This window comes from Parabacteroides massiliensis (assembly GCF_900155425.1).
GTDB lineage: Bacteria > Bacteroidota > Bacteroidia > Bacteroidales > Tannerellaceae > Parabacteroides > Parabacteroides massiliensis.
The window spans coordinates 371346-386283 of sequence record NZ_LT700189.1; the positions used below are offsets into that span (position 1 = coordinate 371346).

Consider the following 14938-nt stretch of genomic DNA (forward strand, 5'->3'; position numbering starts at 1 on the left):
AAAAATATACAAATGGAACAATTTATTATTCATATTGACCTTTTTGAGGTTGTTTTGCCTGGATAATTTTGCCGCTAAATAAATACACTTAAATTATGAAACGAATTTATTTCATTTTAGCGGGTATTCCCTTGTTTTTATTTATTTCTTGTGCCCGGCCGGAGAAAGGCCCAAAAGAGTCTCAGACAGTCAAGATCGACACGGTTGTTTCCGCCAGTGGTCAGACGGCGCTCCAGTTTCCGGGTAAAGTGAAAGCAGCACAAGACATCAGTTTGGCTTTCCGGGTGAGCGGAACAATTCGTAAAATATATGTAGAAGACGGTGCCCGTGTACGGGAAGGACAGTTGCTGGCCGAGTTGGATCCGACGGATTATCAGGTACAGCTGGATGCGACGGAAGCCGAATACAAACAGGTCAAGGCAGAGGCCGAACGTGTCATGGCGCTTTATAAAGAAAACGGGACCACACCCAACGTCAACGATAAAGCCGTGTACGGCCTGAAACAGATCACAGCCAAATATCAGCATCATAAAGACCAGTTGGAATACACCCGGCTGTATGCCCCTTTCAGCGGTTTCGTGCAGAAAAAACTGTTCGATGCACACGAGACGATCGGAGCAGGCATGCCCGTGATCTCGATGGTCAGCGCCGGCATTCCGGAGGTGGAAATCAACCTTCCGGCAGCCGACTATATCCGGCGGGACCGGTTCGACGGTTACCACTGTACGTTCGACCTCTATCCGGGAGAAACCTATCCGTTGAAATTGATTAGCGTCACTCCGAAAGCCAATGCGAACCAGTTGTACACGATGCGCCTGCAAATGGTTCCGGGCAAGTTGCCGCTTCCTTCACCGGGAATGAATACGATGGTCACGATCTATTGCAATGAGGACGAAGCACAGCCGGTTTCTGTTCCGAGCGGAGGACTCCTGCAAAAGGATGGCAAAACATATGTGTTCGTATATGATCCGTCTGCGGGAAAAGTGCATAGCAGCGAAGTGAAAGTGTTGCGCCTGTTGTCCGACGGACGTGCGGTAGTGGTCTCCGATACGCTGAAAGTCGGTGAAACAGTGGTCGCTTCCGGTGTGCATCATATTGAAGAAGGAGAAAGTGTCCGGCCTTTGGCTTCCGGTTCTAAAACGAATGTAGGAGGACTGTTGTGATGGATATAAGCAAATGGGGATTTCAGAACCGGAACCTGATCTATTTTCTGGTTGCGGTTTTGCTGGCAGGCGGAGCTTTGTCCTGCTATCAGATGAGTAAGCTGGAAGATCCGGAAATCAAGGTGAAGTTGGCGATGGTGGCAACTGTCTATCCGGGAGCTTCGGCACACCAGGTGGAATTGGAAGTGACGGATGTGCTCGAAAAGAGCATTCGTAAGATGGACGATGTAAATAATGTCGAAAGCTATTCGTTCAATGATCTGTCCTTGATCCAGGTCGAGCTGCTGACGACCGTCAAGGATGACGACGTGGAACAGCATTGGGACCTCCTCAGGCGGAAAGTGAACGATGCTTCCGCCACGCTTCCTTCCGGAGTCAACACGCCGATTGTCCAGGACGATTTCGGCAAAGTGTTCGGTATGTTCTACGCATTGACGGGTGACGGCCTGTCCGATCGCGAGATGGCCGATTATGCCGAACTGATCAAACGGGAAGTAATCGAAATAGAAGGAGTGGACCGGGTGGATATATACGGGAAACGCTCCGAATGTATCAATATCTCCCTCCTGCAGGACCGTATGGCCAATCTCGGCGTGAAGCCGGCAGAAGTGCTGGCCACTTTGAACGGGCAGAACGAGACGACCTACAGCGGTTATTATGATAACGGAGACAACCGCATCCGTGTGACGGTGAACGACCGTTTCAAGACGGTAGACGATATCGGCAAAATGCTTATCCAGGGGCATGACAACGACCAGTTGCGTTTGCGCGACATAGCCTTGATCGAGAAGGGTTATGAGGATCCTACCCGTAACGAACTGTTCTATAACCAGGAACGTTCGATCGGCCTTTTGATAGCCGCATCGAGCGGTTCGGATATCGTGAAGGTCGGCAAAGCCGTAGAAACGAAGCTGGCAGATTTGAAAGACAACCGCCTGCCTGCCGGAGTGGAATGCCATAAAATATTCTATCAGCCCGAACGTGTGGGAGATTCGCTTGGGACGTTTGTCATCAACCTGATCGAATCCGTCGTCATCGTTGTGCTGATCTTGATGTTGGCGATGGGCTTCAAGAGCGGGCTGATTATCGGTATCAGTTTGGTGGTGACTGTTTTCGGATCATTCCTTTTCCTGCAATTTGCCGGAGGAACGATGCAACGTGTCTCTCTGGCGGCTTTCGTGTTGGCGATGGGGATGCTGGTGGACAACGCCATCGTGATCATCGACGGCATATTGGTGGACCTGAAAGCCGGGAAAGACAGGATGGAGGCGATGACCGCTATCGGACGACAGACGGCGATGCCGTTGTTAGGGGCGACCCTGATCGCCATCATTGCCTTTCTGCCGATTTATATGTCGCCGGATACGGCAGGCGTTTATACGCGTGACCTGTTTATCGTACTGGCCGTTTCACTGTTGTTGAGCTGGGTGTTGGCCTTGCTCCATGTCCCGTTGATGGCAAATCGGCGGTTGCATCCGGCGGTGGAAAACAATGATTCCGGCAAACGTATATATAAAGGTAAGATATATGCCGCCTTGCGAGCCGCTTTGCGCTTCGGATTGTCGCACCGCCTCGGCTTCACGCTGACGATGGTCGCTCTGTTGCTCTTGTCTGCCTACAGCTACCGGTTCCTGCGCCAGGGATTCTTCCCCGATATGGTGTACGACCAGCTGTATATGGAATACAAACTTCCGGAGGGTAATAATTCCACCCGTGTGGCACATGACCTGAAAGAAATTGAAAACTACCTGAAAACCCGGAAGGAGATCACGAATGTGACTACCTCCATCGGCGGGACGCCGGGACGTTACAACCTGGTGCGAAGCATTGCCAATCCTTCATTGGCCTACGGGGAACTGATCATCGACTTTACATCTCCCGATGATTTGGTCAAGAACATCGACGAGATACAGAACTATCTGACACAGCAGTATCCGGATGCTTACGTCAAGCTGAAACGTTATAACCTGATGTTTAAGAAATATCCTATCGAGGCCCAGTTCTTGGGACCCGATCCTGCCGTCCTGCACCGTTTGGCCGACAGTGCACGGTATATTATGGAGAATACGCCGGAAGTCTGCCTGATTACGACCGACTGGGAGCCGCAGGTCCCGGTTCTGACTATCGAGTACGATCAGCCGGCTGCCCGTGCGTTGGGATTGAGCCGTAACGACGTGAGTCTTTCGTTGCTGACGGCTACGGGCGGTATTCCTATCGGCTCTTTCTACGAGGGCATCCATAAGAACAACATCTACCTGAAATGTCTGGACGAACAGGGAGAACCGATCGAAGACTTGGGAAACACGCAGGTCTTTTCGACGCTTCCTACGCTGAACGGCCTGCTGAACGAAGAAAACATGGTGAAACTGAAAGCCGGTACACTCTCGAAGGAGGAACTGATCGAAAGCCTGATGGGCAGTACGCCGCTGAAACAGATCAGCAAAGGTATCGACGTGCGTTGGGAAGATCCGGTCGTACCTCGCTATAACGGACAGCGCAGCCAGCGCGTGCAATGTTCTCCCGTTCCGGGTGTCGAGACGGAAAAGGCACGGCAGGCGGTTGCGGAGAAGTTGGAGCAGCTCGAACTTCCCGAAGGTTATTCGCTGCAATGGCAGGGTGAGAAGAACGCCAGCGACCAGTCCATGAAGTATCTGTTCAAGAACTTCCCGTTGGCCATTATCCTGATGATCGCGATCCTGATCATGCTGTTCAAGGATTACCGCAAGCCGGCCATTATCTTCTGTAGTATCCCGATGGTATTTGTCGGGGTGGTGATGACGATGCTGATAACCGGCAAGACGTTCAACTTTGTGGCTATTGTCGGGACATTGGGACTGATAGGAATGATCATAAAGAACGGTATCGTGCTGATGGATGAGATCACCTTGCAGATAGGACAGGGAACGGAACCGGTCACCGCGTTGATCGACAGTGCCCAGAGCCGTCTGCGTCCGGTGATGATGGCGGCCCTGACTACGATCTTGGGGATGATCCCGTTGCTGACCGACGCCATGTTCGGTTCGCTTGCAGCGTCCATCATGGGCGGATTGTTGTTCGGTACGGTGATCACGCTTATTTTTATTCCTGTCCTATACGCGTTATTCTTTCACATTAAACATGTAGACTGATGAAGAAAATATCTATTATCCTGTTGTCTATTCTCTGTCCGGCATCTCTTTTTGCACAAGAGACGTTGAGCTTGCAGCAGTGCCGGGAAATGGCGTTGCAATATAATAAGGAAATGGCGGCATCGGTGAAGCAGACCGAAAGCGCCTTGTACACGATGAGAAGCTATAAGGGAAATTTCTTCCCGAACTTCACTGCCAGCGGAATGGGTCTTTACAGTACGGCCGACGGCGGATATAGTTCCGGTGGTGGTTTTCTGCCTGTCTTTCCCGATGGGACCGGGCAGTCTTTGCCGACGGGAAGTTTTGCTTACTTTCCCGGTATCGATTTGAAGTATAAGGTCGGTACGGTCTATATGGGTGGCGTCAAAGTGGAACAGCCGCTTTATATGGGTGGCAAGATCCGGTCGGCCTACCGGATGTCTGTCTTAGGAAAGGAGATGGCCGAGATGAACGAGGTGCTGACGGCAACGGAAGTGATCCTCAAAACGGACAAGGCTTATGCTTTGGTCGTGAAAGCGCAAGAGATGAAGATCGTGGCGGACAAATACAACGCCGTGCTCCGGGAACTGCTGTCGAATATCGAAAGCGCTTACAAGCATGGTTTGAAACCGCAGAACGATGTACTGAAAGTGCAGGTGAAGCTGAACGAAAGCGAACTTTCCATCCGTAAGGCTGAGAATGCACTTCGGTTGGCGACCATGAACCTTTGCCATCTGATCGGGAAACCGCTTATCTCCGACATCCGCATTTCCGGCGATTATCCGGTGGTTGAAAAGGGACTGGATGTCCAAGTCTCCGATATCAGCGCCCGCCCCGAATATGCGATCCTGAACAAGCAGGTCGAGATCGCCGGGCAGCAGGTCCGGCTGAACCGTAGCGAGCTGTTGCCCAAAGTCGGTATCATGGGAGCTTATGATTATGTGCATGGCTTTGAGCTGAACGACCAGACGTTGATGGACAAAGGGAGTTTCTCCGTCTTGCTGAACGTGAGCATCCCGCTTTTCCATTTCGGCGAACGGAGCAATAAGGTGCGTGCCGCAAAAGCTAAGCTGCTGCAATCGCGCCTGGAACAGGAAAACATGAACGAACAGATGATGTTGGAGCTGACACAGGCTGCCAACAACCTCGATGAGGCGCGTTTGGAAAGCGAGCTTTCCGATCGTTCGCTCCTCCAGGCAGAAGAGAATATGAGAATCAGCAAAAGCCAGTATGATGTGGGTCTGGAGACGCTGTCGGACTATCTCGAAGCGCAGGCTTTGTGGCAGCAGGCTTATGAAACGCAGGTCGATGCCCATTTCCAGCTCTATCTGAATTATGTCGGATATCTGAAAGCGGCAGGGGCGTTGTATGATTCCACAGCTCGCGTGTCGAAAGAAAAATAGTAAAACAGATCAAGGCTCAACCGGCCCAGCTATTCTGGCAAAGGCGACTTTGTCAGGTAGCAGTCGTTCGTAAAATGATGCGAACGGAGTTGTGAAACCGGTTGGGCCTTGTCTGTTTTTTTAGATAGAGTTGTCTGTTTTTTAGATAATGCCGATAATCTGATTTTGAATAATTGCTTTAACTTATTTGTCTTGCATAAGTCAAGTCAATTACATAGTTTTGTTGCCATTAATGAAACAAAAAGTTTTGTTTAATCTAAAAAGAGAGATTTATGAAAAAAGTTTTTACATCGATTAGTCTGGCGTTATCTCTTATAGCGTCTTCCTTTTCCACTTCTGCACAGACGGTGCAGTTGAGTGAAGCTCAGAAAATAGAAATTCAAAAAGAAGTATTACCGGTCGTATTCGAACAGATCAAAGAGCAAACAGGTCTCGATATCCTGGGATTGGCACGACCGCAACTGAATTCGGATTTTATACAGAGTTTGCCGGTATTTAATGCTCAGAGTGGCCTGCGTTCGGATTCTCCAACGCCTTATAGTGTGAAACCGGATAGTATAATTGTGAATGTTGCTGCATTGGCTCCTGATGTCTCTCAGCTTATGACGAACGTAAAAGTTTTGTTTGGTGATTACAAAAAAATAGATATGCCTATAGATATAGCAGGGCTTTCAGGTAGCATCGAGATACCGCGTTTGATCAAAGTAACATCTAATTCAATTCTTCCCACTTTTCAAAATATAGCAGAAATCAAGATTGTTGCCAATGAAAATCCCAAGGCTCTTCTTGACATGGATATGGTTATTACATTGTGGGGTGAAGATACAACATATCAGTTAATAGGACTGACCATCGCTCAGAATGAATCTTTTGATTTTGAATTTAATGTAGAAATCGGAGAAGGATTACAGGATATATGGGGTCTTTTAAAAACTGTAGCTACATTACCTGAATTGCCTGAAATGAACTATTTGATTACTTTAGGTTTTTCACAAATTGGAACAGGTGTGATTCCGGCTTCTTTGTATGGTATACCGACAGCCGATGCAACAACAAGAATCCCGATGGGAGATGCTGCTGTTGCCCTTGATTTCACTAGTGATATGTTTATTAAAAATATTGCTCTTACTTCTTATAAAAATGCAAAAGCAGAGAAATGGAGCAAACTTTGGTTCGATATGGAACAGAAGACCACAGAGGATTTGGTATTGACGATTGATAATTTTGTTTATACGGATGAAGCAAAAACCGATTCTACATTCGCTGATAGAACAATCGTTACGATGAGCGATTATACCAAGAATGCGGCAGTGGCAAGCACTCATTCGGCTGTGAAATCTGTTATTAACCGCGTTGTTTCCGAACTGGCTACAGAAGGTCATGCAGCTTGGTATAAGATGCTGATCGAATCGGCAAAAGATTTGAATGGTGATGGTAATATCACAAACGAAGAAAAGGCAACAACGATGGAAATCGAAGTTACACCGTCTCTTGTCGGTACGGATGCTATTGCTGATATCAATATCAAATCGTATAGCTATTCCGAAACAGGAGATGCAACCCTGACAGAAATGAATGTGAAAGCAACCGCCAATCTGACCAACAATGTGATCAGAGTTGATCTGATCCCGGCTGGTTCTCCGGCTGCTGTGGGTAGTGCATATTTCACTTCCAACATCGCCGGTATCGTAACAAGCAACGATGATATCACGATCAATACCGTAAAGGTAACGCCGGTCGAAGGTGGGATCTATATCGATAATAGCGGAAAAGCTGCTTATCGTATCGTCAATATGAGCGGTGCTACGGTCGCTAACGGAACTGTTTCGGGTGACAATGCTTATATTTCAACCTCTTCTTTGGCAAAAGGCGTATATGTAATTGTCGTAACGGAAAATGGCGTTAGCCAGTCTGTGAAATTCGTTCGTTGATTATAAGGTATTAGTCTGGAATATTTAAAAAAGTGACGCCGGTTGTTTCCTCGGAAATAACCGGCGTTAATTTTTTCCCTTTGTCTTTCGCTTCTCTCTTTAAACCGGTGCTTTTCTGCATTTGATCCGGTGCATGGCAGAAACTATTTCGAAAGTCATGGTAAACTAATTCAAAGCATATGATATATTATTGTTATGTAGTACTACCAATCGTGGATAAGTAGTTACTACCTATTGTCCATAGGTAGTACTACATATAGTCGGTTGGTAGTAACTACTAATCGATACTTTGTTATATGTTTTCATTTAGTTCTTCGGGTGTTTCGACTTAGTTTGTGGCCTGAAATGAGTTAGTAGGTGGGTGAGCCAATCCTTGAAGCATAGAAACGTTAGCTGCGCTTTATGTATTTACCTCGGTGCTTTTTGATACAAGTAAATCGCGATAAACGTATACAATATATTCGGAATCCAGGCTGCCATAGCGGGACTGAGGTTGCCGTTGATGGCGAAGGTCGAGGTGACGGTGGTGAAGAGGATGTAAGAGAAACTCAAGGCCAGTCCGATACCGATGTTCAACCCCATGCCTCCTTTGATCTTGCGGGAAGAGAGCGAGGCACCGATGGAGGTCAGGATGAAGGCGGCCATGATGGCGGCAAAACGTTTGTGGTATTCGATCTGGAACGTCTGGATATTGCCGATTCCCCGTTTCTTCTGGCGGTCGATATAGGTGGACAGCTCGGGCGAAGTCATCGTCTCGCAGTCATTGACGGATATCAGGAAGTCCGAAGGGATGATCGTCAAGGTGGTGTCCATGCGGTTCCCTTCGGTGATATGCTCGCGCATTCCGTCGAAGTCGCGGATCATGTAGTCGATCAGAGTCCAGTTGTAAAGCGAATCATATTTGATGGAGTTTGCCGTGAGGCGTGAAATCATCTTCTTGTCCTCGAAGTGTTCCAAAGAGAAATGGTATCCCATCCCGGAACGCGCATCGTAGCGGTCGAAATAGGCGATCACGCCCGGCTCGATCTCCAATTGGGCGGAGCGGACATAGTCTACCTTCTTGTTCTTGATATATTTGTTTTGAAAGTCGATACGCGTGGCGTTGGCAGGCGGAATGATATAAGCGTTCAGCGCAAACGTGCTGAGTGCGATGATCCCTGCCGAAATCGCATAGGGCAACATCAGACGCCGGAAGCTCATCCCGCTCGCCAGCATGGCGATCACTTCCGAATTGTCTGCCAACTTCGAGGTGAAGAAGATAACGGCAATGAAAGTAAACAACGGACTGAACAGATTCGCGAAATACGGGATGAAGTTCATGTAATAGTCGAAGACGATCGCTTTCAACGGCACGTCCGGACTCAGGAACTTGTCGATCTTCTCGTTTATGTCGAAGACAACCGAGATGGCGATAATCAGGGCAATCGCAAAGATGTAAGTACCTAAGAACTGCTTGATGATGTACCAGTCTATCCGTTTCAGTTTGAATTTCATGTGACAGTTTGCTTATAACCGGTTTGATAACTGACGGACCATTTCACTCTTCCAGGTCGTGAAATCGCCGGCAATGATATGTTTGCGTGCCTCTTTTACGAGCCACAGGTAAAACGCAAGGTTATGGATCGAAGCCAGTTGAAGCCCTAACATTTCGTTCACCTTGATCAGATGATGCAGATACGCCTTGCTGTAGCGCGTATCAATAGCCGAATGAGCGTCCGGATCGATAGGAGAGAAGTCGTTCTCCCATTTCTTGTTGCGCATATTGATTGTGCCGAAACGAGTAAATATCTGTCCGTTGCGCCCGTTGCGCGTCGGCATGATGCAGTCGAACATATCGATACCCCGTTCGATCCCCTCTAATATATTGATCGGCGTACCGACTCCCATCAGGTAGCGAGGCTTGTCTTTCGGCAGGATTTCGTTGACTATTTCGATCATCTCATACATCTTCTCGGTCGGTTCGCCTACAGCCAGGCCGCCGATCGCATTGCCGTCGGCTTCCTTTTCAGCTACATTCTCGGCCGCTTTTCGACGCAGTTCCGGGTAGACACAGCCTTGTACAATCGGGAAAAGGCTTTGTTGGTAACCGTATTTCGGCTCCGTAGAGTTGAAACGTTCGAAACAACGGTCTAGCCAACGTTCCGTCAGGCCGAGAGACTTTTTCGCATACTCGTAGTCGGCATTGCCCGGACAGCATTCATCGAATGCCATAATGATATCCGCCCCGATGATACGTTGTATATCCATTACCTTTTCCGGGGTAAACAGATGCTTGGAGCCGTCGATATGCGAACGGAACATGGCGCCTTCCTCATGCAGTTTGCGGTTTTCGGAAAGAGAGAAAACCTGGAAACCACCGCTATCCGTCAGGATCGGCCGGCTCCATGTATTGAATTTGTGCAATCCGCCTGCCTGTTCCAATATTTCCAGTCCGGGGCGGAGATACAAATGATATGTGTTACCTAAAATGATTTGTGCGTTGATGTCTTCTTCCAACTCGGTCATGTGTACGCCTTTGACCGTGCCTTGCGTACCGACCGGCATAAAAATAGGCGTTTCGATTACTCCATGATCAGTGGTAATCCGCCCCGCCCTTGCATTTGATTTTGTGTCGTTATGTTGTAATTCGAATTTCATGGCTGCAAAGATAAAGAAAAGGCCTTACTTTCACAAATAAGGCCTCATAATATAGTCTGTTATAGTGGAATGTCCTTTGATCAGAAGCCGAAATCGTCGACCTCGACCTCTTTGATCTCTTCTTCTTTTGGCTTCTCGACGAATTTGTGCTCGACGTTCGACTTGACGATGATGGCACGCATCGGACGTACAGGGCAGATCGATTCGCATCCGCCGCATCCGATACAGAGGTCGGGATTGACCTGCGGGATTGTCAGCGTCCCTTTGTAGGGGACCATGTGCACGGCTTGGGTCGGGCAATGCTCTGCACAGGCTCCGCAGTCTTTCTCTTCCGTATTGACGACACAACGGCCTTTGAAGAAAGTGGCGATGCCGACCTGCGTCGTCGTCTTCTCTTCGACGGTCAGAGGCTTGATCGCTCCGGTGGGACAGACGTCGGAACAGACCGTGCATTCGTAATTGCAATAACTGCTGATATAGGCCAAACGCGGTTTCAACATATAATCCAAACCGTATTCCAACCCTGTGGGGCGCAAAACCTGGCTCGGACAGCGGACTACGCATATCTGGCATCCCGTACATTTATCTTTGAAACGTTCCAGGCTGATGGAACCCGGAGGCGTGACGGGAGGCCATTTCTTCCGGCCTTTTCTCTTCATTTTCCCTTTTCCTCCTTCGGCAATCGCAGACACGATCGGCAGTGAGGCGGCAACGGTTGCACTTGTGGCCAGGAATGTACGGCGTCCCTTGGTGTCAGGCTGGCCGGATTGTGATTCCTGTGCGGGCGGATTGTTTACTGGCGCTACTTCTTGCTTCTTGCCTGGAAATTGCAAACGATATTGCAAACCTCCTTTGGCACAGGAAGAAACACAGTTGAAGCAATCAACGCAGCGAGACGTGTCGACCGTCAGGTTTTTGCTGTCGATTGCTTCCGCCTTGCAGGTGTGTTCGCAGTTTCCGCAATGCGTACAGGCTTCCTTGTCGAATGTTATATGGAAGAACGAGTAGCGCGAGAAAAGACTCAACAACGCTCCGACAGGGCAGACCGTGTTACAGAACAGGCGTCCGCGGAAAACCGTCATGACAATGAAAACAAGCAACGCGATGGTTGCCGCGATCAGGCCGGAAACCGTCACGGTGCTGATCGTCACCTGGAACAACGAGTAGTTGTCTACTTTCATCAGCTGGTCGGCGAGTATGTTGTTTCCCCACATCACGACCGGACGGAACAGGCTTGCCGCAATACGCCCGAAGTTGCTGTAAGGGTCCAGGAGCAGGCACAATCCGCTAAAGCCGAAAACAGCCATGACCGCCGTAATTGCCAGCAGCACGTAGCGCAGCCGGTTCATCGGCTTGTGATACGTAAAACGGCGGCTTCCTTTCTTCTTTTTCTTGCCGATGCAAAACAGACGGTTGATGATATCCTGGAATACGCCTGCCGGACATATCGTGGAACAATAAATGCGTCCGAATACCAGTGCCAACAAGAAATGGAACACGATCAGGCCGACCATCCCGCCTAACAAGGCCGGCATCAGTTGCAGGTGCAGCAAGCGGTGTACGCTGTTCGGCAAAACTCCCGAAAAGTCTACAAAAAACAAAAGTATGGGTACAAAAAAGAGGATTGCGAGCAAAACTCTCAATCCCTTTAGATAATTCCGTTTCTTCATCAGATTTTAATACGTTTGATGTTTATTTTCTTCAGATCGGTAGAACCTAATTTAAGCGCTTCGCCTTTGCTCAGATGACCGACGGCTGCCATATCCAGTTTCTTTACTTGGTTGAACAATGCGAGGGCGGCCGTGTCGACGGCGACGATATTCGGAGAGACGATCATCGATTTCAATGTAGCCACGTCGGCTGCGCTTTTTCCCTGCGGGCCGTTCTGATGCATCATGCGGTAAGCGTCTACGATGTTCAGTACCGGTTTCTTCTGCCAGGTGCAGATGTCGGCGATACATTGCTGCAAGTCGTTCTGGTGGAAGAAGCGACGGTCCCAGACGATCCCCATCATGTTCTTCATCGCGCATGACAGCTTGGCTCCCCCGTGGTTCTTCAGGATGGGGACATTGATCCAGGCATCCGCATCGATCAGCGACTCGTGTATCTTGGCCTTTTTCAGCGTCACGCCACCGGGAATGGCTACTTCCTTGAAATATTTTTCGTCGTTACCCGGCATCATGATACCGCCTGCTTCCTTTACGGCGGCAGCGATACCGCTCGTTTCGTAGCATTTCTGCCAATTGTCGCACGTGTGGTCGAATACCGTCACCTTTTCAGCTCCTGCTTCGAAACATTTCTTTACGAGGGCTTTTATCAATTCCGGATTCGTATTCCCGGCCAGTTCCGGCGTACGGTCCCATCCGATATTGGGTTTGATAACGACTTTTTGTCCTTTCTTGATATACTTGCCGATGCCGCCAAGCGCTTCTAACGCTTTGTCGAGCATGACTTCCGGTTCACCGCCCATCACTGCTACCAGGTCGGGGGCTTGTTCTACTGCTACTGTATTCGAGGATAGAGCGGCCTGTAATCCTTCAAAGTTCAGAGATAAGGCTGCACCGGCTACGACACTGGTCTTAAGGAAATCACGACGTTTCATCTTATTTTATTGGTTTTATGTTGTTTGTAAAAGTTTTAACAAAGGTAGATAATCTCTAATATAAATTGTATATTTGACCTCCAAAAAAACATAAAAATGAATTTATATTCCTATGTTTCAATAGAATCCTTTGTCCGTGGATGTAAAGAGTCAAAGATACCGGGTACATTTACCCTGCGTATCCCTAATTTGCTGTACGCCAAACCGGACGAGGTAATCGGATACGGTTTATCCTTGCTTCGCCGTTCGATTGTGGTGCATGAAGAGCAAAATGGCATCAAGCAAGAGTTTAGTAAGCAAAATATCCCGTTTTTCAGGGAGAACCGGCGGATGCTTATCGGGCCGGAGATGGAAATGTACGCACTTTCCCTTTACCGGAATCCGGAAATACCTTCAGGAGTGAAGGAAAAGAATGCTCCCTGTCTGCGGTTGGCTTTCGATTATGGGGCGCTGGGTGAGTATAGCTTGTCGGAGAATAAATACTTGCTCTGCTGCAAGTATGATGAGGAGGAGAACCTGAACACGTTTGTCTCTCAGATGCGGCAGGAGTATGACAATTTCTTTTACGATGAAGAGCATACCGGGTTCAAGCGGGATTCACGTCTCTTCTCGATGCTTTGCAATGCCTGCCTGGAAGTACGGGAACCTCGTTGGGCTTCCGAACAGGAATGGGGGCTTGTGCAATTTTGTAGTCCGGAAGAGGCCGGATATGATTTTATGGATGGTAACCTGCTTCCTTACGTGGATTATGCGATCCCGTTCGACTGTCTCCGCCGGATCGCTTTGGTGAATCAGCCGGAAAACACCCCGACATATAGCGCCTTAGCCGGATTCCTCCAAAGCAAAGGACTGGCTCCCGATCGTTATTTGGAAGGGATAGGCGATGTAGAGGATATCGCTGATCGAATATGAGTAACAAAAACAATCTATATCTATGAATAAACTATTACTATTCATTATTCTTTTGTCATTTTGTCAATGTAAGAGAGAATATTCATTAAAAGAAGAAGTAACGGATTTGTTCCGGACCGAAATTGTTGTTCGTGGTGATAAGGCTCTGGTAGAAGAACCGGTGACAATTACCGCTTATAAAGCGGAAAGAAGTGCTGGAGGTATCCATGATTTCTATTCCGAGGGTGACTATTGGTGGCCTAATCCTGTAAGTCCGGATAGTGCCTATATACGCCGTGACGGGCAAACGAATCCTGATAATTTTGTAGCGCACCGTCACGCCATGATCCGTTTTAGTTCGTTGGTCGGTGATCTGGCTTCAGCCTGGTTGGTGACCAAAGACGAGAAATATATCCGGCAAGCGGTTCGGCATATCCATGCCTGGTTTGTCGATCCTGAAACCCGGATGAATCCCAACTTGCAATATGCTCAGGCAATCAAAGGAATTGCGACGGGACGGGGAATCGGCATTATTGACATGATACATCTTTTGGAAGTCGTACAATCTCTTATATTGATGGAACAGGCGGGCATTCTTTCTCCCGAAGATGCAGCCGGTACGCGAACTTGGTTTGCCGATTATCTGAAATGGCTGACCACGCATCCTTACGGGGTGGACGAGATGAATGCTAAAAACAATCATGGAACCTGTTGGGTGATGCAGGTTGCCCTGTTTGCCAAATATACGGGTGATCAAGACATGCTCCAATTTTGCCGGAATCGTTACGAATCGGTTTTGTTGCCTTCGCAGATGGCAGCAGATGGCAGTTTCCCGCTTGAGCTGAAACGGACGAAGCCTTACGGCTATTCCTTATTCAATCTGGATGCGATGGCTACGATCTGTCATATCCTTTCCGACCGGCAGCACGATCTTTGGCAGTTCACGACTGAAGATGGCCGTAATATGCAGAAAGCTGTTGCCTGGTTATATCCGTATATCGCCGATAAGTCAAGTTGGCCTTTTGCCGAAGATGTCATGTACTGGGATGAATGGCCGGTAGCTCAGCCGGCTCTTCTGTTCAGTGTTGTCAATTCTCCGAACAACGCCTATTGGGAAACTTGGAAACGTTTGGATCATTTCCCGGTAAACGATGAGGTAATCCGTAACTTGCCTATCCGCCATCCGTTATTGTGGTTGTGAAAT

General features: G+C 48.5%; 10 protein-coding genes. 6 read left to right on the forward strand and 4 right to left on the reverse strand.

Going from position 1 to position 14938, the window contains the following annotated elements; genetic code table 11:
• Window positions 1-95 precede the first annotated feature (95 nt).
• The 4 genes from BQ9893_RS01575 (at window position 96) to BQ9893_RS01590 (ending at window position 7604) form a co-directional block, all read left to right on the forward strand.
• Window positions 96-1163 (forward strand): efflux RND transporter periplasmic adaptor subunit, encoded by a 1068-nt coding sequence (locus BQ9893_RS01575; RefSeq protein ID WP_075964429.1) that lies wholly within the window; start codon window positions 96-98, stop codon window positions 1161-1163.
• A complete protein-coding gene (locus tag BQ9893_RS01580; protein ID WP_075964430.1) occupies window positions 1163-4291 on the forward strand; it encodes an efflux RND transporter permease subunit in 3129 nt (1042 codons plus the stop codon). Before BQ9893_RS01575 ends, BQ9893_RS01580 begins: the two co-directional genes overlap by 1 nt.
• Window positions 4291-5673 (forward strand): TolC family protein, encoded by a 1383-nt coding sequence (locus BQ9893_RS01585; protein WP_075964431.1) that lies wholly within the window; start codon window positions 4291-4293, stop codon window positions 5671-5673. Before BQ9893_RS01580 ends, BQ9893_RS01585 begins: the two co-directional genes overlap by 1 nt.
• A gap of 272 nt (window positions 5674-5945) precedes the next feature.
• A complete protein-coding gene (locus BQ9893_RS01590) occupies window positions 5946-7604 on the forward strand; it encodes a T9SS type A sorting domain-containing protein (protein WP_075964432.1) in 1659 nt (552 codons plus the stop codon).
• 408 nt (window positions 7605-8012) lie between these two features.
• On the opposite strand, the gene BQ9893_RS01595 is transcribed toward BQ9893_RS01590, so the two are convergent.
• The 4 genes from BQ9893_RS01595 to BQ9893_RS01610 form a co-directional block, all read right to left on the reverse strand.
• On the reverse strand, window positions 8013-9098 hold the full coding sequence (locus tag BQ9893_RS01595) for an LptF/LptG family permease (RefSeq protein WP_075964433.1): 1086 nt from the start codon (window positions 9096-9098) through the stop codon (window positions 8013-8015).
• A 12-nt stretch (window positions 9099-9110) separates the two neighbouring features.
• Window positions 9111-10241, reverse strand: a complete 1131-nt coding sequence (gene tgt / locus BQ9893_RS01600; RefSeq protein ID WP_075964434.1) for a tRNA guanosine(34) transglycosylase Tgt — start codon at window positions 10239-10241, stop codon at window positions 9111-9113.
• An 80-nt stretch (window positions 10242-10321) separates the two neighbouring features.
• Window positions 10322-11911 carry a 4Fe-4S binding protein gene (locus BQ9893_RS01605; RefSeq protein ID WP_075964435.1) on the reverse strand — a complete coding sequence of 530 codons (1590 nt, stop codon included), beginning with the start codon at window positions 11909-11911 and terminating at the stop codon, window positions 10322-10324.
• Window positions 11911-12843 carry a DUF362 domain-containing protein gene (locus tag BQ9893_RS01610; protein ID WP_075964436.1) on the reverse strand — a complete coding sequence of 311 codons (933 nt, stop codon included), beginning with the start codon at window positions 12841-12843 and terminating at the stop codon, window positions 11911-11913. The genes BQ9893_RS01605 and BQ9893_RS01610 overlap by 1 nt, the downstream gene beginning before the upstream one ends.
• A 96-nt stretch (window positions 12844-12939) precedes the next feature.
• Here BQ9893_RS01610 and BQ9893_RS01615 point away from each other — a divergent pair, with 96 nt between their 5' ends.
• Together BQ9893_RS01615 and BQ9893_RS01620 are read left to right on the forward strand one after the other, a co-directional pair.
• Complete coding sequence (locus BQ9893_RS01615) at window positions 12940-13755, forward strand: hypothetical protein (protein ID WP_075964437.1); 816 nt, start codon at window positions 12940-12942, stop codon at window positions 13753-13755.
• A gap of 22 nt (window positions 13756-13777) precedes the next feature.
• Entirely contained in the window at window positions 13778-14935 is a 1158-nt protein-coding gene (locus tag BQ9893_RS01620) for an alginate lyase family protein (protein WP_075964438.1), read from the forward strand.
• The last annotated feature ends 3 nt before the right edge of the window (window positions 14936-14938 follow it).

Coding starts and splice junctions, on each gene's coding strand:
- BQ9893_RS01575 (WP_075964429.1), top strand. CDS start 96: ATGAAACGAATTTATTTCATTTTAGCGGGTATTCCCTTGTTTTTATTT.
- BQ9893_RS01580 (WP_075964430.1), top strand. CDS start 1,163: ATGGATATAAGCAAATGGGGATTTCAGAACCGGAACCTGATCTATTTT.
- BQ9893_RS01585 (WP_075964431.1), top strand. CDS start 4,291: ATGAAGAAAATATCTATTATCCTGTTGTCTATTCTCTGTCCGGCATCT.
- BQ9893_RS01590 (WP_075964432.1), top strand. CDS start 5,946: ATGAAAAAAGTTTTTACATCGATTAGTCTGGCGTTATCTCTTATAGCG.
- BQ9893_RS01595 (WP_075964433.1), bottom strand. CDS start 9,098: ATGAAATTCAAACTGAAACGGATAGACTGGTACATCATCAAGCAGTTC.
- tgt (WP_075964434.1), bottom strand. CDS start 10,241: ATGAAATTCGAATTACAACATAACGACACAAAATCAAATGCAAGGGCG.
- BQ9893_RS01605 (WP_075964435.1), bottom strand. CDS start 11,911: ATGAAGAAACGGAATTATCTAAAGGGATTGAGAGTTTTGCTCGCAATC.
- BQ9893_RS01610 (WP_075964436.1), bottom strand. CDS start 12,843: ATGAAACGTCGTGATTTCCTTAAGACCAGTGTCGTAGCCGGTGCAGCC.
- BQ9893_RS01615 (WP_075964437.1), top strand. CDS start 12,940: ATGAATTTATATTCCTATGTTTCAATAGAATCCTTTGTCCGTGGATGT.
- BQ9893_RS01620 (WP_075964438.1), top strand. CDS start 13,778: ATGAATAAACTATTACTATTCATTATTCTTTTGTCATTTTGTCAATGT.